Source organism: Burkholderia sp. PR2 (assembly GCF_052372875.1).
GTDB lineage: Bacteria > Pseudomonadota > Gammaproteobacteria > Burkholderiales > Burkholderiaceae > Burkholderia > Burkholderia diffusa.
Window position 1 is genome coordinate 708,153 of record NZ_JBQRWH010000004.1, and the last position, 23,644, is coordinate 731,796.

Genomic DNA, 23,644 nt, shown 5'->3' on the forward strand with positions numbered 1-23,644 from the left:
AGGTAGTTTGGGTATCATGGGGCTCCGTTGCGCGCGCCGCCTTGTGCGGCGGGCACTCCCGCTTTTTCCGGCCGTTCCGGCCCTTTCGCCTTCGAGGAATTGCATTTGGATACGCTGCTTCATTTCGTCAACCTGGTCCTGCATATCGACGCGTTCCTCGGCGACTTCATCCGGCAGTACGGCGCATGGGTGTATCTGGTGTTGTTCCTGATCGTGTTCTGCGAGACGGGGCTCGTCGTATTGCCGTTCCTGCCCGGCGATTCGCTGCTGTTCATCGGCGGCGCGTTCGCGGCGACGGGCGACATGAATGTCGGCGCGCTGATCGTGCTGCTGCTCGTCGCGGCGATTGCCGGCAACACCGTGAACTACCTGATCGGCCGCTGGATCGGCCCGAAGGTGTTCAATACCCATATCCCGGTGCTCGAGCGCTTCCTCGATCGCGCGGCGCTGCAGAAAACCCACTCGTTCTACGACAAGCACGGCGGCAAGACGATCGTGCTCGCGCGCTTCATCCCGGTCGTGCGCACGTTCGCGCCGTTCGTTGCCGGCGCGTCGTCGATGAGCTTCGCGCGCTTCCAGCTGTTCAACGTGATCGGCGCGCTGGTCTGGGTGCTGCTGCTGGTGCTGCTCGGCTACTTCTTCGGCAATATTCCGTTCATCCGCCAGTACCTGAACGTGATCGTGCTGGCGGGGATCGGCGCGGCGATCGTGCCGGTCGCGCTCGGCGCGGTGTGGAAGCTGGTGCGCGGGCGGCAATCGGGTGGTACGCAGAAGACGGGCGGGCGTTGAGCGGGGGCTTCGTTTTCAGGGCAATAAAAAGGTTCATCGCGGATTAACGGGGAACGCGGCGCGGATCTTCAGGAAGAAGTATTCCTCGTCGCGGTACCCGTAAGCCTTGGGCGAACTTTTGCAGAGCGGCGAGCCCGCAGAATCCCGGCTGATTCTCTTTTCGAACCTCGTCCTCATTGCGTTGGTGGTTCGGGCGCAAGCCCCCCGCTTTCGCGTAGCGCGACGTATCGCAGTCCAATCCCGACAGTTCGATCATCGCTGGGATTCCCCCCTACGTCACACGGACGCAATGCCCCTTGCACATCGAAGGCAATGATCAGCAACTGGTGCTTGACGGCTTCGGCGTCGAGTCGGACAGCCCACTCCATACTTCCGCCCTGACCGAGGGATAACCGACATTCGTGGCCATTGACCAAAATGTGTACGGTCGGCGGAGTCACCGAGCCGGGTGCAAACACGTCGCCGTGCAACGAGAATTCGAAGTCGCCGCTGGGCGGCACGGTATCTGGAAAGCTCAGTGGAATAACCAGCGACGCGTGCGCTTCGGCACTCCATACCCCCCAATTTTCAGGCCAGTACCAGCCATATCCAAAAACAGTGCATGCAGCGCCCGGCGCATGCAGCGCCATGCTCAGCGATTGTCCCGGCGCGAGCGTCGGCAATTCCGGCAGGCCGTTCACCGTTGGATCCAATCCCCAGCGGTAGCCGAAAATCTGGTTGAGCATGTCCTCGGGAAACGACGGCGGCCCGTTGGACGAAAGCCGAGGCAGGGGCCAGTGCCACGCGCGTTGTCTCGCGCGGGCGAAAGCCCTTAGCGAGCGAACGCTAGCCACCTCGAGCCTGACGGGTATCCATGGTGAGCAGGTTGCCGGCAGAAGCCCCGCCCTATTGCGGTCATCGGTGAGCAATCGCCGAATATCGTTGCACCCAAAATAGCTGGCTTCGTCAAGCACGCCGGAGGAAATCGCTCCGACGAATGCAAGATTGTCCGCGCAGAGCAGACCGTATGTGTTGCCGCCCACGAGTACTGCGTTGGGCACCTGTTCTAGCAACGCGTGAAGGTGGCTCGTATCCGTCTGCGCAGGATGACGACGAACAGCTAGCAGATCGACCTCCTTCGCCCAGTCGCTGATTTGCTTGGCGAAATCGACGGGGTGCGTCAGGCAACCACCGCGTACCACGGCTAGATCAATGGTCATCTGCCCGACAAATAAACCCACGCTCCGATCAGGTCGCACAATAGAGGACTGTCCGCGTCGCGCAAAGTGAGCGCGCAGGCCAGCGGCCGCAGACCAGAACATCTCGTCGTCGATGCGCAATCGCTCCAGTTCACGTTGAATCCCGGGGTCGTTGGTGCGCATTGCCAGATGCAGATCACGGGTAAAGCGGATCGAGTGGATTTCCACGTCGATGAATGCCGCTCCGCGGCTGTCTACATACTGCATGATGGACGGCGGCAAGCCCCAGCCAATCACAAGGGTAGCGGGCGTCAAGGCGAGCGAACTCAAGTGCTCAGAGGCCTGATTCAAATCGGTCGTGCACGCAGCGGCCCATCCGTCCGGGCTTTGCGGTAAGTCCAGTGCCTCCATGACCTTGTGCACAGGTATGTTTCCGCCCTGCGAGCAAGAGCAAACTTCCTTCACGCGCCAACCCAGTCTCGAAGCAGCCGGCCCGAAGAAAGCACGCAAGAACTTGCGGTTGACCTGTGGCGCCAGCGGCAATCCGTTTTCGCGTGTCCGAAGAAAATCGTCAGCGAAGACCACCTCTTCGATGTGCGGTCGTCGTTTCAATCCCAGCATGAACTCATCACCGTTTATTGCAGGTTATTGAATGTGTTGTGAGTGCATCGATGACGGAGACAAGCCGCGTCAAGCCACCGGCTCGCGGGAAAACACGAACATCGGACTTGTGTGGTGATGCATTTCGCCCGGCTCAGCGTCGACGTCCGGGAATTCCAGCTCGTAGTCGTGCTTGCGCAAAAACACGCGATAGCCGTACGGGTGCGTGCCGGTCAACCGTTTCCGGAATTCATTACGCAACTCGCCGAAAAGCTCGGCGATGATGACGCGCGGCGGACAACGACTCACGTTTCAGTGCCGCCCGACAGCGCATCGACTTCCGCGCCCTCGATATCCAGTTTCCAGATGTCGAACGCGCCGTGTTCGCTTTGCAGCGCATCAATGGTCGTGGTCCGCACGGAAATCCTGTGATACGTGTCACCGAAGATGTACGGAAACAGCGCAAGCACTTCGTCCTTCAGGCTTGACCCTTGATTGTGAGCCAGAGAAACGGTCATGGTTGCATGCCCCGCATCGGATGAGATGGCCCGATCCTCAGGCACGATGCGGTCCGTCGCCAACCCCGCGAGCCTGGCATGGACCTCGGGAATCGGCTCGGCGGAGATGACGCGATGCGCGCCGGCCTCAAGCAACTCCAGTGCGGTGACGCCGATATTCGCGCCGGCGTCGAGCACCTGATCGCCCGCCTTGACGAATCGGCGGAATAGCCCCCGGTCTATATCACCTTGCGGATATCGAATATCTAGGATCAGCGACGCCGCATAGTACCTTTCGTGCCGGTGGGACAAATCAAACGTGATGGGTATCGTCCCGATTTCGAAAGTGACTTTTCCACTATCTCGGATACGTTCTTCGATTTCAGTGTAAAGCGTATCCCGCGTCGACATTACGCTCTCTTCTGTAAATGGGGCATATTATCAGCCCGTGCCGATGCTATCGTACCCGTGCACTAGGCAGAGCAATATTATTTTTGGTTACCAATGGTTTCATTACATTGTCCGTTCATGATTTTGGTGACGAGGTCACGGCGCCGTGCCGATGCCGTTTTCGATTCGGCAAGCGATATCATCACCGCACGTTCTCGCTCATTCCGGAATGGGGCGTTGTTCACTTGGGTTCCTTGTTTCGGAACACGTTCCGTGTCCGTCGCCGTCCTGCTACGCGCAAGCCATTTGGACCTGTATTTCGGCAGTATCGCGACGCATCGACAATGCACAGCGCATCAAGGGGCTGCATCCGCCTGTAACCGAATTCGCCGATGGATCGGGTGCGGCCGCGACGCTTGTTTCGCTCGACAATGATACATTCGAACTCGCCGTGGACGAATACCGCGACGATGAGTACTTCGCCCTCAAGATCCGCACCACATCCCCCGGTGATCCGCGATGAGCCAAAACAAAACCGTAGCCCTTGGCGAGCGTTTGTCAGTAGTCTGAGTGTGGCGGTTGCCCCGCTTTTTTCGTCGTGCGCCGCCGTTACGCGTTGCGATGTGAGACCGGTGTTTCGGGCGTCGGGTATTGCGCGTCGCGGAACGTCTCGAGAATCACGCGGTTGGTATCGCAGTACACCTGCCAGTAGTTCTCGGGCTGCGTGGACGGGCGCACGAACAGCAGCGGGCCTTCCGGCGTGAACTGCAGTACGCCGACGTCCGGGGCGGGATTGGTCAGCACGTTCGGGATATGCTGCAGCGACGTCTTCAGGCGGTTGATCGCGTCGACCGCATCGACGCCGTTCGCGATCTTCGCGGTCAGGTCGACGCGACGGTGCGACGTTGCGCTGTAGTTGGCGATGTTGTCCGAGAAGATCTTGTTGTTACCGACGATTGTCACGATGTTGTCGGGCGTGATGATCGTCGTGCCGAACAGGCCGAGCTCCTTGACCGAGCCCGTGACGCCGCCTGCGCTGATCACGTCGCCGATCTTGAACGGGCGCAGCACCTGCATGAACACGCCGGCGGCGAAATGCGCGAGCAAGCCGCCCCAGGCCGTGCCAATTGCGAGGCCGAGGCCGGCGAGCAGAGCGGCGAACGAAGTCGTCTGCACGCCGAAGATCTGCAGGATCGCGAGGATCAGCAGGACCGTCAGCAGTACGCCGACGACGGAGGCCAGGTAGTCGGTGAGCGTCGGGTCGACCTTGCCGCTGCGGCGCACGACCTTGCCGAGCAGGCGCGTGGCGATGTGGATCGCCCAGCGGCCGATGAACCACAACAAGATCGCGGCGAGAAGGTTGAGGCCGAAGTCCAGGCCGCGGGTCATCAGGAATTGTTGGGCGGTGGCGAGATCGATCATGCGTTCTCCGAAGTCAAGAGTAAAAAGGGCGGCGCATACACCGGAGTGGGTGGCGCTTTTATAGCCCGACCTGTGAGGGGCGGGCAACCCGCCTTACATGGCTTGACGTAATGAAAAACGGGCAGGACGCGCGCGCGTCCTGCCCGTTGGTGGGAGTCGGTTCGCGGCCAAGTTCGGCCCGTAATCCGGAAATCGCTGTGGTTACGAGGCTGCTCGGCCATAGGTGTCTTCGAAGCGGACGATATCGTCCTCGCCGAGATATGCACCCGATTGGACTTCGATTAGTTCGAGCGGAATCTTGCCGGGGTTCTTCAGCCGGTGGGTTGCGCCGAGCGGGATGTAGGTCGACTGGTTTTCGGTCAGCATGATTTCCTTGTCGCCGTTCGTGACGAGTGCCGTGCCTTTCACGACGATCCAGTGTTCGGCGCGATGGTGGTGCATCTGAAGGCTGAGTTGTGCACCTGGTTTCACGACGATACGCTTGACCTGGAAGCGGTCGCCTTGGTCGATGCCTTCGTAATCGCCCCACGGACGCACGACTCGGCGGTGCGTGATGGATTCATGGCGGCCGGAGGTGTTGAGCCACTCGACGATTTTCTTGACGTCTTGGGTTTTGTCGCGATGAGCGACGAGAACGGCGTCGGCGGTCTCGACAATCACCAAATTGTCGACACCGATCGTTGCGACCATGCGGTGTTCGGCGCGAACGTAAGCATTGCTGGTATCGTAGGTGAATACGTCTCCGAACTGCGCATTACCGTTATCGTCCTTGTCTGCGATCTCGGCGAGTGACGCCCACGAACCGATATCATTCCAGCCGAGGTCGGATGCGGCGATCACGACGGCACGATCGGTCCGCTCCATTACAGCGTAGTCGATCGAAATATTCGGTACGGCGGAGAATTGGGTTTCATCGAGACGGATAAAATCGGTGTCGCAGGTGGCTGCGTGGAGTGCAGCTTCGGCCTGTCGGGCGACCTCTGGTTCGAAGCGTTGCAATTCCTCCATGTATGTCGATGCCTTCAGCATGAACATGCCGCTGTTCCAGTAATAGCCGCCGTCGTCGAGGAACGCTTCGGCCGTCGCGTGGTCGGGTTTCTCGACGAAAGCCCGTACCGTGTAGGCGGCGAATTCCTCGGAGATAGTCGAGCCGCGGCGGATATATCCGTATCCGGTATGTGGTGAATCCGGCTTGATGCCGAACGTGACGAGATGATTATCCTCGGCGATTTTCGCGGCTGTGCAGGCTGCTTTGATGAAGGCCTGCTCGTTGAGAATGATATGGTCCGACGGCAGCACCATCAGTAGCGCGTCCGGTGCGCTTCGCAGCGCAACCAGTGCCGCGATGGCGATCGCGGGGGCCGTATTGCGGCCAACCGGCTCAAGTATGACCGAAGATGGCGCGATGCCGACGGCGCGTAGCTGTTCGGAAATGATGAACCGTTGCTCGGTATTCGAAACGACAATTGGTGCTGCCGCATCAGGGATGTCGGCAAGACGCAGCGCAGTCTGCTGCGCCAGAGAGTGCTTTCCTGCCAGTTTTAGATATTGCTTCGGGTAGCCACCCCGCGACATTGGCCAAAGCCGTGTACCACTGCCACCACAGAGAATCACCGGATAAATGTTCATGAATCACTCGACCTTGCTGAGATGCTGATGAAAGAGTTGCCTGTCTTGAAATCAGTGTGCCATTTTCTCGAAATTTTGCAGTCACGTGTTGTTTTTGGATGAACGAGTGCCCCGCTTATTTGAAATCGAACACAGCACGATCAACCGCGCGAAAGAAGGTGCAGAATGCCATTCCGACTCCAGCGCCAGGCTTTCAGCCACGGCCGCATTCGGTTGCCTTCGATTCTTTCGAGCGGCCGCGATGCGGATGCGCTCATTTTGCCGACAACTGATTCCGGCGTGGTAAATATTCTCCAGGTCCAGTCCCAGTAAACCGGGTAGCGAATCAGCACGCCCGCGGTGAGCATGTCTAGAGTCAGTTTGCGTTCGCGCCATGGCTGTGGGAGCCTGTCGTGCGTGAGGCCCCAGCCGGCATAGAATGGCAGTCCATAGGTATGGACTTGCTTACCGCGTATGAGGGCTTCGAAGCCGGACAGCGAGGATAGAGTGTGAACTTCGTCGGAAACTTCGATCAGAGACGCGAGATCGGATTCGGCGTCGACAATATCCGCATTGCCGTTAGCCTCGACAACACCCTGCCGGTTTCCGGACAACACGTCCGGGTGCGGTTTGTACACGATAAACGCGTCAGGACGATGGAGGCGGACTTGGTTCACGAGATCTTCAATCGTCGAGATGTTTCTCGTGCCGAGGCGAATGGATGCATCGTCGGCAACTTGACCGGGGACGAGGATGACTGTTTTCCCGAGCGGGGCGTGCCAGGTCGGGCGGCGGCGACCCAGATTGTATTTCGTCAATCCAGCGTTTGAGATTGTTTCGCGTAATGTTCTGGCGCGAGATAGTTCCGAGTCGGCAAACTCGGCCTCGTTCAGGATCACTGAGAGATCGCTTGGCCGGCTCGGATCGAAATAAATACCTAGTCGGTCGATAACCTGACTGCAGGGTGCGACGTGATCCGAACCCAGGCCAGCCGAGTGCAAGAAGCCATCCTCGATGCGGATCATGGGCGTCTCGGGTGGAAGGCCTGTCGACGAGCGGGCGCCCCAGAACGCGGCATATTCACCAGCGCGAAGTTCGTCGAGCCGATCGATCCAGCGCAGTCGTGTTCCCGCTGCGGTGAGGTAGGGCGTGGCGAACGGCCGTTTCCACCACTGGAAGCGGACTCCCGCAACCCTACCCACATCGGCGAAACGCCGCGCCGTCGCACGGTGTGTCGTGATTGCGGCAAGCAACGTGTCCAGTTCGCCGATTGTCCCGGTCTCCGGATCAATGTGCCGGGATAGGCGTACGAACATCGCTTCGAACAGAGCACCGATTGTTACACTGGCCTGACGCGCCGGCTGAACGGCATCATCGTGCGTGAGGCCCCATCCCGCGTAGTAGGGGCGGCCAAATACGAATACCGGTACTCCGCACAACAGTGCTTGCATGCCTTCGGGAGCAGATACCGTGTAAACATGCTGGAAATGGGGGAGTGACGCGCACAGCGAGCCGAGAGGATCAATTGATCGCGAAGCTGCGCATATCTCGGGATGGCGGGCGGACAACCAATCCGTGCGCTCGTTCGCACCGCTGCGCGCTAGCCACAATTCCGCGTCTGGATGCGTGTTGCGCGCCGCTGAGATCATCTTTTTGAATGCCAGACGACGCACCGGACTCGGTGTGCCGAAGGCGTCCGAGACCGGTTCGTCGATCAGCAGAACGCGCTGCTTGGTCGACGCGGCCAGATCGGGGTGGGGGCGCGATGGCGAAGCAGCAGGATCGAAGACACAGGCTGCGCGAAATCGCTCCATCAACTGCTGCAAGTCTGTCGTTTCGCTGTCGGTCGCGTGTTTCGCCAGTTCGTCATCGATGCAGCGGATCCATGTTTCCGCGGTGCGAATGGCAAGTGGCGCACAAAACCACGATAGTAACGGCCCGCGTTTGCGTGGCAGGATATCGTTTGCCCATACACCTGGAGCGCTGGTGGGGCGGTAGATGTTCGTCTTCACGAAGACAGTGCGTCAATAAATGTGTCGACCTGGCGGAAATGCATATGCCAGGTGGGGATTTCGAAGTCTGCAATGCGATCGAGCTGTGCGTTGCGCTCGGGGCTGCCGCTTTGTGCATATGCGAGAATGCGCGCGGACCAGCCTGGGCCATCGAATGGGTCGAGATAGTCCGGAATATCTCCGGCAATTTCATGAAACACCCCGAGATCGCTTGCTAGCACGGGGACTCCGAGCGTCAGCGCCTCAACGAGCGGCATGCCGTAGCCTTCCACGAAGGACGGGAATAATAGTGCTCGCGCATGCTGCAGCCAGGCGCGCAATTGTGCGTCACTGCAGTCGGAATGTTCTATCACGGCATCCTGGATGCTTTCGCAGCGTTCGAGCATGTCAATGACGTTTTCGCATTCCCATCCGCGGCGACCGATAATGACGAGTTTGGGCGCTCGCTTGCCGAGCCGGGCGACAAGTTCCCGCCAGATATGCAGCATGAACCAGTGGTTCTTTCGAGGCTCGATTGTGCCGAGCATGACGAAGTAGGGCTGATCGAGCGGGCTGGATACACTGTCGTGTACTGCGATTCCCGGTGCCAGGCGAGCCACGACCGTAGGCGGTAGCGACAGGTTGGCGCGATGCGCTTCCGCAGTCAGTGCATCGAGTGTGTCCTGCGAGTTCATGATGAGGCCGTCGGCATGGCGCAGCGCGGTGTGGATGCGCGCGCGATGAACCGGGCCGACTCCCGGGCGACAGTATTCGGCATGCGTGATTGGTATCAGGTCGTGGATCATGAAGACTGACCGAATGCCGCGACGTTTCATGGCTTGGTAGTAGCGTGGCTGTTCCATGCCGTTGTGGCTCGTATGCAGGAGAACGGCCTTGTCGAAAGTGCCACTTACGGGTGTCAACAGACTGAAAGCAGATTGCACGCGTATTCGCGCCTTGGAGGGCGCGGTCGATTGCAGTAGCAGGCTGAATATCCTGCGCGAATCCCGTTCGGACAGAATTTTGGAAAACCCGAAATCGCTGAGTACTGCGCGCGCGTTGTCGTGGTAGCGTTCCACGTAGGCCAGCCCGACGCGATCCACGCCTGTCGGTAATTGTCCTTTAGCCAGGCGCGACAGGAGTCGGGATACGTCCAGAAATACGTTTAACACGGATGAAATATTTTGTCTTGACGGATGGACGTGTGCGAGTAGCAACGGATGGATCGAGGAATTCTGCCAATCGCGCGCAAATATATTCTACATCGTGAGACAATCCAAGCCGATTCTAGATGATGACCGGAACGCATCAAAACATGGCAAGTTTCTATCGTCGTACATATCTGGCCTGGGCGGCATGTGGTGTCGTCGGCCTGAGCGCCTGCTCGGCCATCCCGACTTCCGGGCCCAGCCGGTCCCAAGTCAATAGCGCGGCCTCCGAAAGCAATCCGGCGGGAATTCAAATTGTCGATCTCACCGACGAAGTGGCGCGCAAACTTTTTGCCGAGCGCAAGCTCAGCGATTTCGTCGATGTCCTGGGCGACGGGGCGCAATTCAGTCAGCGGCTCGGGGTTGGCGACAGTCTTTCCGTGTTGATCTGGGAGGCGCCACCGGCAACGCTGTTCTCAGCAGGTGAAATGGACGCCAAGTCCGGTGCGACAAGCGGATCGCGCATGACGACGCTGCCGACCCAAACCGTCGATGGAGAGGGGAATATTCGTATCCCATTCATTGGTGCAGTAAAGGCGGTCGGGCGCACGCCAGCGCAGCTTGAGCAATACATCACGACTCGGCTTAAGGGCATTGCGCATGATCCCCAGGTGCTGGTAAAACTCGATCGCAACGAGACGTCATATGTCACGATTGTGGGTGATGTGGCGAGCAGTAACAGGATGCAGCTCAGCGCACGCGGCGAGCGCGTGCTCGATGCCCTGGCTTCCGCAGGGGGCGTCCGGCAGCCGATCGACAAGATCACGATCCAGGTGACGCGGGGCAATGTTGTGGCGTCGCTTCCGCTCGCGACAGTGATTCGCGATCCGCGTCAAAATGTACCGTTACGCGCGGGAGACGTGGTTACCGCGTTGTTCCAGCCTTACAGCTTTACGTCCCTGGGCGCGACGGGCAAGAATCAGGAAATCAATTTCGAAGCTCAGGGTATTACCTTGGCACAGGCGCTCGCGCGCGCCGGCGGCTTGGAAGACTCGCGTGCAGATGCGCAGGGTGTGTTTGTCTTCCGTTTCGAGGATGCTGGTGCGCTCGATTGGCAGTCCAAGCCGGTGCGCACCACGGCGGATAACAAGGTTCCTGTGATTTATCGAGTGAACTTGCGTGATCCAGGCTCGTTTTTTGTTGCCCAGAATTTCATGGTGGACAACAAGGATCTGATTTACGTGTCAAATGCACCCGTTACAGAACTCCAGAAAATGTTGAATCTGGTGTTTACCGTTGCATATCCGGTCGTGACCGGGGTGCAGTCGTTCAAATGATTTGAGGATTGAGGCATTTGATCGTTGCGTGTTGTGTTGGCAATGTCGATCAATTCAATATGCGGAAATGCTTGATTGCGTATTCGCATGATCGTATATGCTGACTCATTGGCGATCTGAAGTACTTTTTTGAATTGCAGAGATAAACATGAAAACAGCAATCATTACTGGTATTACTGGGCAGGACGGAGCGTATCTGGCGCAATTGCTGCTGGAGAAGAATTATTTGGTTTACGGTACCTACCGTCGGACGAGTTCGGTAAATTTTTGGCGAATTGAGGAGCTCGGTATCGACTCGCATCCCAATCTGCGACTCGTCGAATACGATCTGACGGATCTGGGTGCGAGCATCAACTTGCTCAAGACGACCGGCGCCACCGAGGTTTACAACCTTGCTGCGCAAAGCTTCGTTGGCGTGTCCTTTGATCAGCCGTCCACGACGGCCGCGATTACTGGGCTTGGACCGCTGAACCTGCTCGAAGCGATCCGTATCATCAACACTGATATTCGCTTCTACCAGGCCAGCACCTCCGAGATGTTCGGCAAGGTGCAGGCGATTCCGCAAATCGAATCGACGCCGTTCTATCCGCGTAGCCCGTACGGTGTCGCAAAGCTGTATGCCCACTGGATTACCGTAAATTATCGGGAAAGCTACGACATCTTTGGCTGCAGCGGCATTCTCTTCAATCATGAATCTCCGCTCCGCGGGCGTGAATTCGTCACGCGCAAAATCACCGACAGCATCGCGAAGATCCATCTCGGCAAGCTTGACGTGCTGGAACTTGGCAATCTCGACGCGAAGCGCGACTGGGGGTTTGCCAAGGAGTATGTCGAGGGCATGTGGCGGATGCTTCAGGCGGACAAGCCTGATACCTACGTCCTGGCCACGAACCGGACGGAAACCGTGCGAGATTTTGTGACGATGGCGGCCAAGGCAACCGACATCGATCTCGCGTGGAGTGGCAGCGGTGCCGACGAAATCGGTACCTGCAAGAAGACGGGCAAGGTGATCGTGAAGATCAATCCGAAGTTCTATCGTCCCGCCGAGGTCGAGCTGCTGATCGGCAATCCGGAGAAGGCTCACGCCGAACTCGGGTGGAAGCCGCAAACTTCTCTCGAGGCGCTTTGCCAGATGATGGTTGAAGCCGATATCCGCCGCAATAAAGCCGGCTTTTCGTTCTGACACTCATGGCGAAAGTCCTGATCACTGGGGTACACGGCTTCACCGGCCGCTTCCTGTCGGATTTTCTCGTCGCGGCAGGCCATGAGGTATGTGGCTTTGGTCATCGGCAGGATGTGAATCCGCCTACGACTCGTGTCGTCGACCTGCTGCATCGCTCCCAAGTCGAACAGGCCCTTGGGGAAATCAGGCCCGATGTCGTTGTGCATCTGGCAGCCATTGCGTTTGTAGCACATGGAGATGCACGCACAATTTATGACACAAACGTAGTCGGTACCCGGAATCTGCTGGAGGCCATATGCTCGTCCGGATGCAGTCCCCGATCAGTGCTACTGGCGAGCAGCGCGAACGTTTATGGCAACTCGGATCGGGAAGTTTTGGACGAAGAGACGCCTGTGAGTCCCGCGAACGACTATGCCGTAAGCAAGGTTGCGATGGAGTTCATGGCAAGACTTTGGATGGACAAACTGCCCATTACCATCGTCCGGCCGTTCAACTATACCGGTGTCGGACAATCGATCAGTTTTCTGTTACCCAAAATCGTTGAACACTTCCGTGATCGGCGACCGGTAATCGAACTTGGCAATGTTGACGTGATTCGGGATTTCTCCGATGTCAGGTCGGTGGTCGCCGCCTATGCACGCTTGATTGACGGCAGTTTTGCGGGGCAAACATTCAATGTCTGTTCCGGTCATGGTTACGCGCTGCGCAAAGTGTTGGCCATTGCAGAACAAATTACCGGACACCATCTCGAGATTCGTGTCAATCAGCAATTTGTTCGCGCCAACGAAGTGCACAAGTTGATAGGTTCGAACGAGAAATTGCGTTTGGCCACCGGCTGGGAGCCGGATTCCGACCTGGATAAAACGCTTGAGTGGATGCTCGCGGGAACGAATGTCGGGCAATGAGCCGATGGCTGTCCATCCCACCTCGCAAGCCGCCGGAGCATCTGGTGGCTTGCGAGTGGAGGGTAGCGGCCGAAGGAATTTTATCTCTGGATTCGATACGTGCCGTCGTGGTGTTTCAATGATCGCGGCAAGGTAGAGATGGGTTATACGGAATGAAGCACGATACTCCACTTAGACGATCTCTCGAAATTCAGATCAGAGTGATTGGTGCGCTCTTGATGCGGGAAATCATTACGCGCTATGGAAGACACAACGTCGGGTTCGTCTGGTTGTTTGGTGAGCCGATGATGTTTACGTTGGGTGTCATCGGATTGTGGACGGCGACCAAAACTGTTCATGGCTCGGGTTTGCCGATTGCCGCCTTCGCCCTGTCCGGTTATTCGTCAGTCCTGCTGTGGCGGAATTGCGTTAACCGATGCTGTCTCGCAATCCTTCCGAATCACAGTCTCCTGTTTCACAGGAATGTACGCGTGATCGATTTGTTCATTTCTCGGGCGATACTGGAGATCGCGGGTGCGACAATCTCGATATTCACATTGACGATATTATTTGTGACGCTCGGCATCATGTCGATGCCAAGTGACATCACTTTGATTCTCATGGGTTGGTTTCTGCTTGCATTCTTCGCGATCGGACTTGGATTTGCGATTGGGGCGTTGAGTGAGCGCAGCGAGATGTCGGAACGGATCTGGCATACGGTTTCTTATCTGCTGTTTGCACTTTCCGGTGCGCTGTTCATGGTTGACTGGTTGCCGAAGAAAATGCAGCAATACGTATTGTTTTTGCCCATGGTGCATGGCGTGGAAATGATGCGGGCCGGCTATTTCGGTGATCTCGTCAAGCCGCATTACAGCGTGTCCTACGTCGTGATATTCGATGCCATTTTAATGCTAGTCGGCCTGTTTCTCGTGGCCGAAACAGGCAAGCGAGTCGAACCTGAATGATTGCACTGGAAAACGTCACCAAGGTCTATCGGACCCGCCAGGGTTCGCGTGCAGTTCTCGATCGTATCAACCTGACGGTTGAGCGCGGAGAGAAAATTGGTATTCTCGGACGCAACGGCGCCGGCAAGTCGACTATGATCAGGCTGGTTAGTGGTGCCGAGCCACCTACCAGCGGGATGGTGCGACGTGGCATGAGCGTATCGTGGCCACTGGCATTCGCAGGCGCATTCCAGGGTAGTCTGACCGGTCTGGATAATCTACGCTTCATCTGTCGGGTATATGGCGCCGATTCGAAGGCGGCCGAGCCGTTTGTTCAGGAATTTTCCGAACTGGGTTATTACCTGAGAGAACCCGTCAAGACGTACTCAGCAGGTATGCGTGCTCGTCTGGCGTTTGCGTTATCGATGGCTATCGAATTCGACTGCTTCCTGATTGATGAAATCATTGCTGTTGGTGACAGTAGATTTCATGCGAAATGTCACGCTGAACTCTTTGAAAAACGGAGTGATCGGGCGTTGATTATCGTTAGTCACGACGCCGGATATATTCGACAGCATTGTGATCGTGCCGCGGTTCTCGTTCAAGGGAAGTTGCATCAATTCGATCATGTCGACGAAGCCTACGACTTTTATCAGGCTAGTTCGAATTAATTGAATATTAAACCTTCGAATTTGATATTTTTGTGATGTGGAAAACGGTATGGTTGCATCTTCTCCAGTTGCTTGCCGTTCACTACCACGAGGCCTGGGTGAAATACGCCCGCCGAGGCATTGCGTCGTTGCGTGTCCTACCGGAACCGCAGCGCAGGGGCAGGTGGCTGCTTGTCGATGTCTCGATCTTTGCCATGCATGACGCGGGAACAGGCATTCAGCGCGTTGTCCGCTCCGTCGCTATCGAATTGTTGCGGGCCCCCCCAGATGGTTTTGAAGTCAAGCTGGTTAGAGCTACGCGTAAGTTGGGCTATCGCCATGTCGAGCTTCAGTGCCCGGTTGGAGATGACGATCGACTGCAATTGCGGACGCTCGATTTTCCGGTAACTGTTCAATGCGGTGACATTTTTCTCGGCCTGGACTTCAGCAGCCGAATCATCCCAGAGAGATTGCGTGAATTATTGTCATGGCGACAGATCGGGGTGAAATGTGCATTTGTCATCTATGACCTGATCCCGGCCCTGTATCCGCAGTGGTTCACGAAAAAAGGCAGTAAGCATTATCAAAAGTGGCTGAGATCAATCTCGATTCACGCCGATATGCTTTGCTGTATTTCGAATGCGGTAGCCGATGATGCTCGTCACTGGATTTCATCGAGATTCGGCATTGGCGACGACGAAATTAATTTTCGCTGGTTCTATCTTGGCGCATCATTCGGTGAGGCGGTCATCGAGCCGATTCAGCCGGCGATCGTGCACGCCGGCGGAAGTGAAGCCGCGCTCGCCAGCTCCTTGTTGATGGTCGGTACCGTCGAGCCGAGAAAGGGACATGAGCACGTGCTGGGCGCCGTGGAGGAGCTGTGGCGACGAGGATTCGATGTCGTACTGGTCGTGGCGGGGCGGCAGGGCTGGAATGTCGAAGCGTTTGCCGCACGTTTGCGTGCGCATCCCGAAAACGGCAGGCGGATAGTCTGGTTGGAGGATGTCAGCGACGGCCAGTTGGGATGGCTCTACGAGAATCTGGGTGGACTGGTGATGGCGTCGATGGCAGAGGGATTTGGCCTGCCCCTCGTCGAGGCGAGGCATTACGGGATGCCAATTTTGGCGCGGGATCTGCCGGTGTTCAGAGAAATCGCCGGAGAGTCAGCATCGTATTTTTGCGACGACAATCCGATTCAACTCGCGGATCGAATACTCGAATGGATGAATGATTCAGAATCGAAAAGAGTACCCGCGATCGACCGAATGAGGTTGCTCAACTGGCGGGAGAGCACGAATTGGCTGATCAGGCATCTGAACGAACTGGCCTGACTGGCTAGGCCTTGTCCCGACCAGCGGCATGGTTGGCCGGGACGATCTGCCGCCGGGAAAATTATTGCGTGTCGCTTTTCCGCAGGCGCCCGGAGTGACGTGTCGTTGTTGCAATCGAGAGATCCGCTTGACTAGGCCGGCCGATAGCCTTCGCCGGGGTTCCGACGATGTAAGGAAGGGCAGCGGGGCCGATGCGAGATTGCTTCGCGAGCGCAGGTTCCTGACCTCGACGTGACGCGCTGATGGCAATCAAGGCAACTTCAACAATCTTTCGCCGAAATTTAACGATTTTGGCGTCGTCGTCGCGCAGACACAATTATTGTGGGATTTTGCTGATATTCTTCGTCTATTGCGACGTAAAATCATCGAAATCGCTCGATTCGTTCGTTCGGGTGCAGGCATGTGTTCAGGCAACTGAATATTTGTGAAGTGCGCCCGATTGCACCCTCGTCACAGGCCAGCCCAGAATGAAGTCGAGTTTGCCGAGAGTGGCTCGTCGCGGATGTTTCCGTGCGGTGCGGCTGGCTATGGGCATCCGCGACCGGGCGGGTCATCGGCCGGTCCGTACACGTAGCGATTCAGCTCCGCGAAGCTCACACTTTGGTGACTGACGCCAAAGATGGGTCACCCGCGGGAAAGATGGGTTGTATCAGTCAGAACATGTGAAGGGGAAACATGAAGAATCCTTATTCCGGTAAACCGGACTACGCTTTCTGGAAGCGATCGGTGTCCAGCCTGAACATCGGTGAAGTGGATCCGGTAGTGTCGGCGCCGTTCCCGATCAATCTCGGGGACAAGATCGCGACCGCAGGGAGCTGTTTCGCCCAGCACATATCGAGAACGTTGACCTCGGAAGGTTACGACTATCTGGTGACGGAGAGTGCACCGCGCTCCGTCGCTGCGGTTGATGACGGATATGGTGTATTCCCGGCTCGCTTCGGCAATATCTACACCGTGCGTCAGCTTCTGCAGTTATTCCTCCGGGCTTACGGTTTGTTCCATCCGGTCGATACCGTATGGTGGCGGGCAGATGGCCGCGCGGTCGATCCGTTTCGTCCGCGAGTTCAGGAGTCTGGATTTGCCAGCCGTGAAGAGGTTGAATCCGATCGTATTGAACATTTCAAGGCCGTGCGCGAAATGTTCGAGCGCGCAAACGTTTTTGTGTTTACGTTGGGGTTGACGGAGGGATGGGTCTCGGATGTCGATGGTGCTGTCTTCCCGATCGCGCCCGGCGTAGTTGCCAATCCGGGTGCAGGGGATTCGATTTCATTCCGGAATTTTACGGTTCGGGAGATGGAAGAGGATTTGACCAAGTTCATCTCGCTGCTGCGGGGCGTCAATCCAGCCATCAAGATCATCCTGACGGTTTCGCCGGTCGCCTTAGTTGCAACCTATGAAGCACGCCATGTGCTGGTTTCGACCTGCTATAGCAAGTCAGCGTTGCGTGTTGTTGCCGAGGACGCCTCGCGCTGCCATTCAAATGTGGCCTATTTCCCCTCGTATGAAATCATTACCGGGGCATATGCTCGTTCGTCATATTTCGAGGACGATCTCCGGGAAGTACGGCCCGAGGGAGTGGCGCACGTGATGCGCCTGTTCAAGCGTCACTATCTTGCTGGTACCGACACAACGGTTACCGATGCCGTGACACTTTCTGCTCGGCCCGCAGATTTTCGCCCGGCTCATACGGCATTCACGGCGGCGGGCGGGACATCGACTGCGGAGCACATGAAACAGCTTCAGAAAATTATTTGTGATGAAGAGGTCCTTGATCAGGACTTCGGCAGCTAATCTCCGAAACGACAGGCGAATCATGAAAATCTCTCTTGTAGGTATCTGTCAAGTCGTGGGAATGGCCGCTTATTTGCGCAAGCAATTTCCCGAAGTAGAAGTGTCTAGTTATCATGTACAGCCGACGTCAAATGTAAACGAAATAATCGGCCATCTTAAAAAATCTGATTTAATCATTTCGCAAATCCTGCCGGATCACGGTATGGAGGAGTTTTCGAAAGATGCGCTGCGGGAAATCGCGAGGGATGTCGTGATCATCCCGCCGCTGGTATTCAGCGGTTTTCATCCCGACATGATCATCATTCCGTATCGCGGAGCACCACTGAATTCCCCGATCGAGGTCTATCACTCCAGAATCATTGCGGCTGCCTATACTCTTGGTTTGCCCGATACGCAGGCAGCAAATATTGCCAATGCATTGATATTTGATCGCCTCGGTTATTTTCATCACTTCAATGCAGCTAAGGAAGTATTCTTTGAGCTGCTGCGCCCCTATCAACTCGAAGAGTTCGCGCGCTCACGCTGGGACGACTGGATTGCGCGCGGCGCATTCATGCATACACCGAATCATCCGAGCGTCGCTATACTTGGCGAGTTTGCACTGCATGCCGCGAAGACAGTAGGCCTTGAGCCTGGTTCGTCGGTCGAAGGTGAGATTGACGATATATTCGACGATCAGCATGGTTGCCCGGTATACCCCGAAATTCGGCGTTATCTTGGGGTGCAGGGAGCAGACCGTTTTCGCACTTACAAGCGAGCGACCAATAGCGAGGCGGAGAGATACATGGATATCCATCACTTTGCGAAAAATGCCTACGAGATCTATCGTTCGCTGGAGCGTGATGAGCTTCTCGTCGATTCCTCGGTTCGCTTCGCACGGAAAGTCATACAGGACTTGATTTCCGATTCTCGCTCTTGAGCGGTGCTGATAGGGCAGGCGTCGAGTTACGGTCGGTGTCGCATGTCGATCGCGTGATCCACTCGAACCCAAGTGGATCACGCGCTTGACGAGACGCTGGCGCAAACCAGCAGCTATGCCAATTGTCCGTGACCGCTTCCGCGGGCGACGCGACCGGGCGAACGATACATCTCTTCGGTAGTCTACTGCTGTGTTCGGCGAGCGTACTCGGAGGGGCCATACAAGGCATGTGTCGAGACCGATGCCGATATTCGCTGATTCTCGGACCTGCGTGCTGAACTGCCTATGAAACATGTTGGATCGGTTGTGGCCGTGATGGTTGGCCTGTCTGCTTTCGCGACAAAGAATGCGCCCGCACAGGTAGTTGATGTGCCCGGTCGAGAGATGGTCGCGGGTACAGGTCGAACGCACGGCGGCCGCGAAGATGCCATCTGCGATCCGACAGGAGAAGAGGACTCGACTGCCTGTCTCGAGAAAAAGATGCGCGGCCTGACCGGTGGAGGCCGCGTCCAGGTAACCGGCAAATACTTGATTGAGCGAGAGTTGGTTGTCCCGCCGGGTGTTTCACTCGAGGGTGAGTGCACGACGCCGGGAACCAACGGCAGCAATTCGATCACCGAATATGCCAACTCGAGTTGCGGTGTGATGAATGTGAGTCCCGCAGCGACGATTGTCTTGTCGTCCGGTGCGAGTATTCGGGCAATGCAGATCTTTCGCGCGGGGATGACGTTTCCTGCGCCCGATAGCAAGTCATACGCGGGAACGGCAATTACGATCGGTGGTGATGATGCTGCGGTGGACCGCGTCACGATTCTCGGATTCGAACGAGCTGTGTACGATGCGGGCTACCAGCGGCCATTGATCAATTCATTGTACGGCGATAATAATAATGGCATCGAGCTCACGCGCGTTTACGATGTTGCTCGGATTACCAACTGCCATATGTGGCCTTTCGCAACGATTGCATCGCCGGGAGGTCCCTCGCGTAATCGGCGGCCTGGCATTGCGTATAATTTGCACGATACCGTCGATGGGCCAATTCTCGTCAATAATTTCGCATATGGCTATAAAACATCGTTTCGCTTCGCGAATGTCAGTACGGTGAGTGCGGTCAACAATTTTGCGGATAACGTCGAGCAGTCTTCTGATTCTGAGGGGTGGCGGTTTGATGGAAATCTGAATGGATTTTCAGGGGCGGGAAATGTTGCCTGGAGTCAGGCTGTTGGGGTGCTGATTAATCTTAACCCCAGTCAAATCGCTGATTTGACTGGTATGAAATTTAATCGTAATTCTACGCATATTTATGTTGAAAGTGGTAATGCGAAGGTGTATGGAGCGGAATTTTTTAATGCAAAAAAGATATTGGTGATCCGGCGTCCGGAATCGATTGTTATGTTTGATAGGAATACGTTGGCGAATAATGATTTCGGTATTGCCGTGCTTGTTTCGACATCCAATATAAATATCGGGCCGGATAATCTAAATTTGACAGGCAAACAGGGTGAGGCGCTCTCCTCTGGGGACCTCAAAATCCCCGAACTGATATCGCGGGAATATCTGAATCTTCCGTCAAATGGCGAAGTATTTGCGGTAAAGGGGGGCACCGGATTACGGTATCTCGGCGGCGGTTGGGCAGGACGGACGATCACATTGATATTTCGCGATGCGTTGACGGTCTATTCGGGCGATGGCCATGATTCGCTGTTTGTGGACAACGGCGGTAAATTTCAGGCGAATCGCAATGCAGTGCTCGTGCTTGTTCATGACGGGGCGCGCTGGATCCAGGCGGCCGGAGCCGGCGCACGACCCGAGGCGATGCCGCAGGCAACGGTCGCAACTCTACCCGCATGCGGCAAGTCATCGATCGGATCAACTTACTTTGTGACCGACGCAGCGATACCGCAATACGCGAAGCCGTTAACAGGCAGCGGGACAACGACTGTGCTGGCGGTGTGTGACGGGACGAATTGGACTGCGCATTGAAGTGGCGTTGTCCTGCACTCTCGCTGGATACCGCGATCACCTATCATTGTGATGGCGCCAGCGACTACGCCTGAGAGATTTGCCGATAGAGCTTGATCGTCTGATCAGCGCAGCGCTTCCAGGTGAAGCGGCCGGCCACCGACAAGCCCGCGGACACTGCGGTTCGCCGCCACTCGTCGTCAAGGAGGATCTTTGCGATGCCGTGCTTCAACGCTTCGGTATCGTCGGGATCCACAAGCCAGGCTGCGCCGCTGGCGACCTCGGGGAGGGATGAGCGATTCGAAGTCAAGGTCGGGATGCCGCTGGCGAGCGCCTCGAGGACTGGGAGTCCAAATCCCTCGTAAATCGACGGGTACAGGAAGGCGCGTGCACCGGAGTAAAGGAGCGGAAGCGCCGATTCGGGAACAAACCCGAGATAGCGGAGCCATCCGTCGCGCTGGTAGGTCTCGATGCGAGAATATAGCGCGTCACTCAACCAGCCTTTGCTGCCTGCCAACACCAGCGGGTAGTGCCGTCGTATATCGTCGGGGAGGCTGGAGTAGGCATCGAGCAGGTATTCAATCCGCTTGCGCGGTTCCAGCGTCGATACGCACAGCGAATATGATCCGAACCCAAGTCCGGTCGAACTCAGGTAGTTTTGCAGATCGCTGTTGTCACGAGGATGGAAATCGGTCGCGACGCCGAGCGGAATCGATGTAATGCGATGGTCCGGCCAGCCGAAGTAATCGATGACTTCCTTTCGTGTAGCTTCGGAGTCGGTGACCAGGTGTTGTGCTCTGTTGAGCGTCGATTCAAACCGGTTTTCGAAATCGGCGATTCGTTCGCGGGGGTGTGCCTCGGGATACCTAAATACCGACAAATCGTGAATGGTCGAGATTCCGGAGTCGACCAGATCCGGGAGAAAGTAATTGGGCGAGTGAAACAGGAACTGTCTGGCCTGACGGTTCAGCCGCCAGCGCCGGAACTTTCGTGTCGTCTGAGCAAGCAGTCCCTTTCGGTGTCGAGCCTGAACGAGATTACTTAACAGTGCGTTGGGGTTCTCGATCCAACGATTCTGGAGAAAGAATTTTAACTCTGCGAAATTCGATGAATCTGCCAGGTAATGATTGGCCAACTCATACGTGTAACGACCGATGCCGGTGAGAGGTGGGGTAATGGCATCGACGCAGAAGGCAATTTTCATGAATTCGCGATAGTGGGAAGACAACCTTGTGCGAGGTACGCCATATCCAGTCAAAGTTGGGCGACATCGAGATGGAGTCCATCTCGATGTCGCCATTGATGAGTCGTGTATCAGCCCGTCACGCCAGGTCTTGCGGCACATGAGCGGCAAGCCGACCCGGAGGCGTTCGCAACCGGCCGAAGTACAGTGATGCTCAACTGATCGACTCGGTGTTCGACATATGGCGACTGGCGTGATCTCGTGAAAATTCGATGATACATGCGAGTGCTTCGGCGGCGTCTTCATACGCAAACCACACCGGGAGCCCGTGTTCCACGGGCAGTCCCCTGAGTTTTGCCTGGGGCAAGACTACCGGCACCCTGATGTCTAGGTTCTGGCGTATCACGTTGCTCAGATCGCCATTGCTCTCGGTAATCCAGATCAACGAGAACTCCCGGAGTTGCGCCGGAGTGATCCATTCATGGTGTGTGAAGACAGGGCGAATTTCCTCGGCGAGACATTCATGGGTGGCTTCGACAATCGTGGCAAACGACTGGTCGAATCTGTCTCCGATGCACAGAATCCGCGCTGCCGGGCCGGGTGTTCGGGAATGATCGATCGAAAGCCTGTAGATATGAACGAGGCGCGAAACCTGCATCTCGAAGGCATTGAACCGCATGGCTTCCTGAGCATTGACGCCGAGCAGGGTGCGCAATTCCGGAGAGCGAGCCATTTCTTCCATGCAATGGGCGAGGTCGCTTGCGTTGCCGGGTTCGAAGGTCAATCCGGTGACGCCGTGCTTGACCAGTTCCGGCATGCCGCCGATTCGCGATGCAATGACTGGTATTCCGGAGCACATGGCTTCCGTGATCGAGACCGGTTGATTTTCCGGCCAGACTGACGGAAGAACCAGCACGTCGGTATTTTCATAAACGGACGTCATCTGTTCATTCGGAATTTTCCCCCAGAACGTCACGAGATCCTTGCAGCCGTTGCTGGCAACCAAGCGCTCGTATTCTTCATGCTGCTCGCCTTCGCCGATCAGATTGACGTGAACGTTGATATGGTTCTTGACGATCGTGAGCGCGTTTAGCAGGGTGGCGGCCCCTTTGTGCTTGCCGAAGTAACCAACAAAGGTAAAGCGCACGGCAGGTGCTGCACGTCTGTCGATATTCGAAAAGCGTTGGAAGTCGACGCCATTCCAGTTGACGTGCATCTTCTCCGCCGGGAAGCCAGCCTTCAAGTAGGAATTTGCCAAATGGGCCGAAGGCGAGATAAAGGCGTCGACGCTGTCGAACAAGATTCGGAAATGCCCTTGGCGAAGCCGGATCGGTATGTTTCTGCCACGTCCGTCGTCTAGCGGGCCGTGGCATCGCGTGCAGGCCGTGAAGTCATCACAAAGCTGCCCATCCTCAAGCATTGCCGTATTTTTTAGGCAATATCCCCAATGATCATGGAGGGTGACGACGCAGAACGCACCGGCATCCTTGGCGATCCGGAGAATGCGCGTCGACAGTCCGATCAGATTATGTCCATGCACCACGTCGGGCTTGAATCGCTCGATGACCGCGCGAAAATTGTCCTCAACTTCCGGATGGTTGAAGCTGAGCAGGTTGATCTGGAAATCTTCGCCGGTCAGCCGGTTGCGGTGAACCGTGATTCCATCCAGTTCGTCGGTGCGCAAGCTATGTCGGGGGTAGCCTTCGCGAATGTCCCCGCAAAACACTTCGACTTCATGTCCGGCGCGTTTCAACATGACCGCTTGCTGGTGCGCGATCAGTTCGGCACCGCCGATGAACTTCGGCGGATAGACGTTTGAGCAGATAAGTATCTTCAT

At 56.5% G+C, this 23,644-nt stretch carries 20 protein-coding genes; 11 read left to right on the top strand and 9 right to left on the bottom strand.

Features of this window, described 5'->3' with window-relative positions:
* The first annotated feature begins 105 nt into the window (after positions 1 to 105).
* Positions 106 to 789 carry a DedA family protein gene (locus ACT2FV_RS20460; RefSeq protein ID WP_444504667.1) on the top strand — a complete coding sequence of 228 codons (684 nt, stop codon included), beginning with the start codon at positions 106 to 108 and terminating at the stop codon, positions 787 to 789.
* A gap of 173 nt (positions 790 to 962) precedes the next feature.
* Here the strand turns inward: ACT2FV_RS20460 and ACT2FV_RS20465 are convergent, their stop codons facing one another.
* The 3 genes from ACT2FV_RS20465 to ACT2FV_RS20475 form a co-directional block, all read right to left on the bottom strand.
* Positions 963 to 2,588 (bottom strand): hypothetical protein, encoded by a 1,626-nt coding sequence (locus ACT2FV_RS20465; protein ID WP_444504668.1) that lies wholly within the window; start codon positions 2,586 to 2,588, stop codon positions 963 to 965.
* A 69-nt stretch (positions 2,589 to 2,657) separates the two neighbouring features.
* Positions 2,658 to 2,804, bottom strand: a complete 147-nt coding sequence (locus ACT2FV_RS20470) for a hypothetical protein (protein WP_444504669.1) — start codon at positions 2,802 to 2,804, stop codon at positions 2,658 to 2,660.
* A 68-nt stretch (positions 2,805 to 2,872) separates the two neighbouring features.
* A complete protein-coding gene (locus ACT2FV_RS20475) occupies positions 2,873 to 3,475 on the bottom strand; it encodes an FkbM family methyltransferase (protein WP_444504670.1) in 603 nt (200 codons plus the stop codon).
* A gap of 151 nt (positions 3,476 to 3,626) precedes the next feature.
* Here ACT2FV_RS20475 and ACT2FV_RS20480 point away from each other — a divergent pair, with 151 nt between their 5' ends.
* Positions 3,627 to 3,977: a hypothetical protein gene (locus ACT2FV_RS20480; RefSeq protein ID WP_444504671.1), complete on the top strand. Its 351-nt coding sequence runs from the start codon at positions 3,627 to 3,629 to the stop codon at positions 3,975 to 3,977.
* An 86-nt stretch (positions 3,978 to 4,063) separates the two neighbouring features.
* Here ACT2FV_RS20480 and ACT2FV_RS20485 read toward each other — a convergent pair whose 3' ends face one another.
* The 4 genes from ACT2FV_RS20485 to ACT2FV_RS20500 all read right to left on the bottom strand — a co-directional run bounded on the left by ACT2FV_RS20485 (position 4,064) and on the right by ACT2FV_RS20500 (position 9,647).
* The gene (locus ACT2FV_RS20485; protein ID WP_444504672.1) at positions 4,064 to 4,876 is read right to left on the bottom strand and encodes a mechanosensitive ion channel family protein; all 813 of its coding nucleotides are present in this window, start codon (positions 4,874 to 4,876) and stop codon (positions 4,064 to 4,066) included.
* Positions 4,877 to 5,077: 201 nt separating this feature from the next.
* Positions 5,078 to 6,505, bottom strand: coding sequence for a mannose-1-phosphate guanylyltransferase/mannose-6-phosphate isomerase (locus ACT2FV_RS20490; RefSeq protein WP_444504673.1), 1,428 nt, complete (start codon positions 6,503 to 6,505; stop codon positions 5,078 to 5,080).
* A gap of 140 nt (positions 6,506 to 6,645) precedes the next feature.
* Positions 6,646 to 8,496 carry a capsular polysaccharide export protein, LipB/KpsS family gene (locus ACT2FV_RS20495; RefSeq protein ID WP_444504674.1) on the bottom strand — a complete coding sequence of 617 codons (1,851 nt, stop codon included), beginning with the start codon at positions 8,494 to 8,496 and terminating at the stop codon, positions 6,646 to 6,648.
* Positions 8,493 to 9,647: a glycosyltransferase family 4 protein gene (locus ACT2FV_RS20500; protein ID WP_444504675.1), complete on the bottom strand. Its 1,155-nt coding sequence runs from the start codon at positions 9,645 to 9,647 to the stop codon at positions 8,493 to 8,495. The genes ACT2FV_RS20495 and ACT2FV_RS20500 overlap by 4 nt, the downstream gene beginning before the upstream one ends.
* Before the next feature lie 143 nt (positions 9,648 to 9,790).
* Between ACT2FV_RS20500 and ACT2FV_RS20505 the strand changes: the two genes are divergently transcribed.
* The 9 genes from ACT2FV_RS20505 (at position 9,791) to ACT2FV_RS20545 (ending at position 20,645) form a co-directional block, all read left to right on the top strand.
* On the top strand, positions 9,791 to 10,960 hold the full coding sequence (locus tag ACT2FV_RS20505) for a polysaccharide biosynthesis/export family protein (protein ID WP_444505438.1): 1,170 nt from the start codon (positions 9,791 to 9,793) through the stop codon (positions 10,958 to 10,960).
* Positions 10,961 to 11,108: 148 nt separating this feature from the next.
* Positions 11,109 to 12,143: a GDP-mannose 4,6-dehydratase gene (gmd, locus tag ACT2FV_RS20510; RefSeq protein WP_444504676.1), complete on the top strand. Its 1,035-nt coding sequence runs from the start codon at positions 11,109 to 11,111 to the stop codon at positions 12,141 to 12,143.
* A 5-nt stretch (positions 12,144 to 12,148) separates the two neighbouring features.
* On the top strand, positions 12,149 to 13,048 hold the full coding sequence (locus tag ACT2FV_RS20515) for a GDP-mannose 4,6-dehydratase (RefSeq protein ID WP_444504677.1): 900 nt from the start codon (positions 12,149 to 12,151) through the stop codon (positions 13,046 to 13,048).
* 152 nt (positions 13,049 to 13,200) lie between these two features.
* Positions 13,201 to 13,992 (top strand): ABC transporter permease, encoded by a 792-nt coding sequence (locus tag ACT2FV_RS20520; protein ID WP_444504678.1) that lies wholly within the window; start codon positions 13,201 to 13,203, stop codon positions 13,990 to 13,992.
* Positions 13,989 to 14,642 (top strand): ABC transporter ATP-binding protein, encoded by a 654-nt coding sequence (locus ACT2FV_RS20525; protein ID WP_444504679.1) that lies wholly within the window; start codon positions 13,989 to 13,991, stop codon positions 14,640 to 14,642. Before ACT2FV_RS20520 ends, ACT2FV_RS20525 begins: the two co-directional genes overlap by 4 nt.
* A gap of 35 nt (positions 14,643 to 14,677) precedes the next feature.
* Entirely contained in the window at positions 14,678 to 15,952 is a 1,275-nt protein-coding gene (locus tag ACT2FV_RS20530) for a glycosyltransferase family 4 protein (protein WP_444504680.1), read from the top strand.
* Positions 15,953 to 16,627: 675 nt separating this feature from the next.
* The gene (locus tag ACT2FV_RS20535; RefSeq protein WP_444504681.1) at positions 16,628 to 17,743 is read left to right on the top strand and encodes a GSCFA domain-containing protein; all 1,116 of its coding nucleotides are present in this window, start codon (positions 16,628 to 16,630) and stop codon (positions 17,741 to 17,743) included.
* A gap of 22 nt (positions 17,744 to 17,765) precedes the next feature.
* The gene (locus ACT2FV_RS20540) at positions 17,766 to 18,662 is read left to right on the top strand and encodes a WcbI family polysaccharide biosynthesis putative acetyltransferase (protein WP_444504682.1); all 897 of its coding nucleotides are present in this window, start codon (positions 17,766 to 17,768) and stop codon (positions 18,660 to 18,662) included.
* Positions 18,663 to 18,947: 285 nt separating this feature from the next.
* Positions 18,948 to 20,645, top strand: coding sequence for a hypothetical protein (locus tag ACT2FV_RS20545; RefSeq protein ID WP_444504683.1), 1,698 nt, complete (start codon positions 18,948 to 18,950; stop codon positions 20,643 to 20,645).
* A 64-nt stretch (positions 20,646 to 20,709) separates the two neighbouring features.
* Here ACT2FV_RS20545 and ACT2FV_RS20550 read toward each other — a convergent pair whose 3' ends face one another.
* On the bottom strand, positions 20,710 to 21,828 hold the full coding sequence (locus ACT2FV_RS20550; RefSeq protein ID WP_444504684.1) for a glycosyltransferase family 4 protein: 1,119 nt from the start codon (positions 21,826 to 21,828) through the stop codon (positions 20,710 to 20,712).
* 193 nt (positions 21,829 to 22,021) lie between these two features.
* Positions 22,022 to 23,644 (bottom strand): glycosyltransferase family 4 protein, encoded by a 1,623-nt coding sequence (locus ACT2FV_RS20555; protein WP_444504685.1) that lies wholly within the window; start codon positions 23,642 to 23,644, stop codon positions 22,022 to 22,024.

Excerpts from the sequence above, each read along its gene's own strand:
- ACT2FV_RS20465 (WP_444504668.1), bottom strand. The coding sequence starts at position 2,588 with ATGCTGGGATTGAAACGACGACCGCACATCGAAGAGGTGGTCTTCGCT.
- ACT2FV_RS20475 (WP_444504670.1), bottom strand. The coding sequence starts at position 3,475 with ATGTCGACGCGGGATACGCTTTACACTGAAATCGAAGAACGTATCCGA.
- ACT2FV_RS20480 (WP_444504671.1), top strand. The coding sequence starts at position 3,627 with ATGCCGTTTTCGATTCGGCAAGCGATATCATCACCGCACGTTCTCGCT.
- ACT2FV_RS20485 (WP_444504672.1), bottom strand. The coding sequence starts at position 4,876 with ATGATCGATCTCGCCACCGCCCAACAATTCCTGATGACCCGCGGCCTG.
- ACT2FV_RS20490 (WP_444504673.1), bottom strand. The coding sequence starts at position 6,505 with ATGAACATTTATCCGGTGATTCTCTGTGGTGGCAGTGGTACACGGCTT.
- ACT2FV_RS20505 (WP_444505438.1), top strand. The coding sequence starts at position 9,791 with ATGGCAAGTTTCTATCGTCGTACATATCTGGCCTGGGCGGCATGTGGT.
- gmd (WP_444504676.1), top strand. The coding sequence starts at position 11,109 with ATGAAAACAGCAATCATTACTGGTATTACTGGGCAGGACGGAGCGTAT.
- ACT2FV_RS20515 (WP_444504677.1), top strand. The coding sequence starts at position 12,149 with ATGGCGAAAGTCCTGATCACTGGGGTACACGGCTTCACCGGCCGCTTC.
- ACT2FV_RS20520 (WP_444504678.1), top strand. The coding sequence starts at position 13,201 with ATGAAGCACGATACTCCACTTAGACGATCTCTCGAAATTCAGATCAGA.
- ACT2FV_RS20525 (WP_444504679.1), top strand. The coding sequence starts at position 13,989 with ATGATTGCACTGGAAAACGTCACCAAGGTCTATCGGACCCGCCAGGGT.
- ACT2FV_RS20530 (WP_444504680.1), top strand. The coding sequence starts at position 14,678 with ATGTGGAAAACGGTATGGTTGCATCTTCTCCAGTTGCTTGCCGTTCAC.
- ACT2FV_RS20535 (WP_444504681.1), top strand. The coding sequence starts at position 16,628 with ATGAAGAATCCTTATTCCGGTAAACCGGACTACGCTTTCTGGAAGCGA.
- ACT2FV_RS20540 (WP_444504682.1), top strand. The coding sequence starts at position 17,766 with ATGAAAATCTCTCTTGTAGGTATCTGTCAAGTCGTGGGAATGGCCGCT.
- ACT2FV_RS20545 (WP_444504683.1), top strand. The coding sequence starts at position 18,948 with ATGAAACATGTTGGATCGGTTGTGGCCGTGATGGTTGGCCTGTCTGCT.
- ACT2FV_RS20550 (WP_444504684.1), bottom strand. The coding sequence starts at position 21,828 with ATGAAAATTGCCTTCTGCGTCGATGCCATTACCCCACCTCTCACCGGC.
- ACT2FV_RS20555 (WP_444504685.1), bottom strand. The coding sequence starts at position 23,644 with ATGAAGATACTTATCTGCTCAAACGTCTATCCGCCGAAGTTCATCGGC.